This is a genomic window from Paramuribaculum intestinale (assembly GCF_003024925.1).
GTDB lineage: Bacteria > Bacteroidota > Bacteroidia > Bacteroidales > Muribaculaceae > Paramuribaculum > Paramuribaculum intestinale.
The window spans coordinates 1-1,329 of sequence record NZ_PUED01000349.1; the positions used below are offsets into that span (position 1 = coordinate 1).

The 1,329-nt window shown below is 41.3% G+C and carries 3 protein-coding genes; 1 reads left to right on the forward strand and 2 read right to left on the reverse strand.

The genetic code is table 11. The features are described 5' to 3' along the window. A partial coding sequence (locus tag C5O24_RS14215) for a DUF6155 family protein (RefSeq protein ID WP_107681979.1) occupies window positions 1-407 on the forward strand: 407 nt, incomplete at its 5' end. 150 nt (window positions 408-557) lie between these two features. Here the strand turns inward: C5O24_RS14215 and C5O24_RS13435 are convergent. Both C5O24_RS13435 and C5O24_RS13440 read right to left on the reverse strand, forming a co-directional pair. After that, window positions 558-800 (reverse strand): hypothetical protein, encoded by a 243-nt coding sequence (locus C5O24_RS13435; protein WP_107036528.1) that lies wholly within the window; start codon window positions 798-800, stop codon window positions 558-560. Further along, on the reverse strand, window positions 797-1,270 hold the full coding sequence (locus C5O24_RS13440) for a DUF3990 domain-containing protein (RefSeq protein WP_107036529.1): 474 nt from the start codon (window positions 1,268-1,270) through the stop codon (window positions 797-799). Before C5O24_RS13440 ends, C5O24_RS13435 begins: the two co-directional genes overlap by 4 nt. Between the last annotated feature and the right edge of the window lie 59 nt (window positions 1,271-1,329).

Here is a 1,329-nt window from a genome sequence, read left to right on the forward strand (position 1 = left end):
AACAGCTTGCACCCAATAGCGATGCAGAACGTGAAAAGTACAAAAAAGCAATCCGCAGCCAATTCTACGGACGGAATGACTGGCCTAAAGATCCAAGCTTCAGAGAATGCAATAAACTGATAACCGCGTTCAAGAAACTCATACCAGATCCTCATGCTATTGCAGATTTGATGCTCTATTATGTAGAACAAGGATGTAGCCTGACTGCTCAATATGGCGATTACGACGAGCCTTTTTACACCGCTCTTGAAAACAATTTCAACAAAGCAGTCAAATTCATATCTTCCAATGGATTGATATCAGATTACAGTCTCCGTATGCAACGTATGATTAAATCAGTGGAATGTTGTGGATATGGCTTTCCCGATACATTATGGGATATCTACTACGAATACGCTGAAGACTGATTGAATTCTTTTTAAGCATAGATTCTCAAATTTAGCTGAACAAGGGCTACACTTTTTCGATCGAATCAACAAACCTCCATGTCACTTTTTCCAACGAATAAGCGAAGGATTGCCACACTTTTTCAAACGAATCTTAATTTCGCAGACTTCTTAGTCGGTGAGATTGCGGATAGTGCCTTGTCGAAATTCGTCCAAGAAGGTTTCATAAACGCATGCCGGACTTTCGATGTAAAGAGCTGTTTTGTAACCGCATAGCTTTTCAAAAGTCTCGGTATTATGAAACTGCACCAATGCTTCTTCAAGACCTATGCCTTGGTCTTTCATCATCCACTCTACTACTTTGGCGGTGATATATTCAACCAGAAATTCAAAGTTGTTGTCTGTCTGCTTCATAGTTTCACAAGATAATCAAGAGCACGTTCGGTTGCAAAGAAATATTGAGAGTTTAGATCTTTGTAAATAAGACCTGCCACAACAGCCTCGAGGCCTATAATTTTCATATCGTAAAGTCCGAAAAGACGTGCCATATCATCATCAGCTACCGGACCGATTACGATGTCATAATCATGATGAAACTCCCTGCCGACCCTGTTGCGATTTGCCATAACGAAAAGTGCCCATTCTCGGTCAGCAACCTCGAAAATCTTTACATTTAGTCCGGCTGCAATAGCCTTATCCAGGTCAAATTCATATTCGGTTACGGTCGGGATTCCTCCGTAGCGATTAGTGATGGTTCTTGACCATTCTTTGGCTTGCTGTGGAAGATGAGTCGTATAAAATCCTTGTCCAAAGTCCTTGTATTTACGGACTTTTGTCAGGTCAATTCTTTCTATCGGTTGATTGGAACCATGGTATAGCCTCATGATAGCGCTCCCCCGTTTTTAAGACATATAGCAGCCATATCATCCACACAGTCCTGCAT

Coding starts and splice junctions, on each gene's coding strand:
- C5O24_RS13435 (WP_107036528.1), bottom strand. CDS start 800: ATGAAGCAGACAGACAACAACTTTGAATTTCTGGTTGAATATATCACC.
- C5O24_RS13440 (WP_107036529.1), bottom strand. CDS start 1,270: ATGAGGCTATACCATGGTTCCAATCAACCGATAGAAAGAATTGACCTG.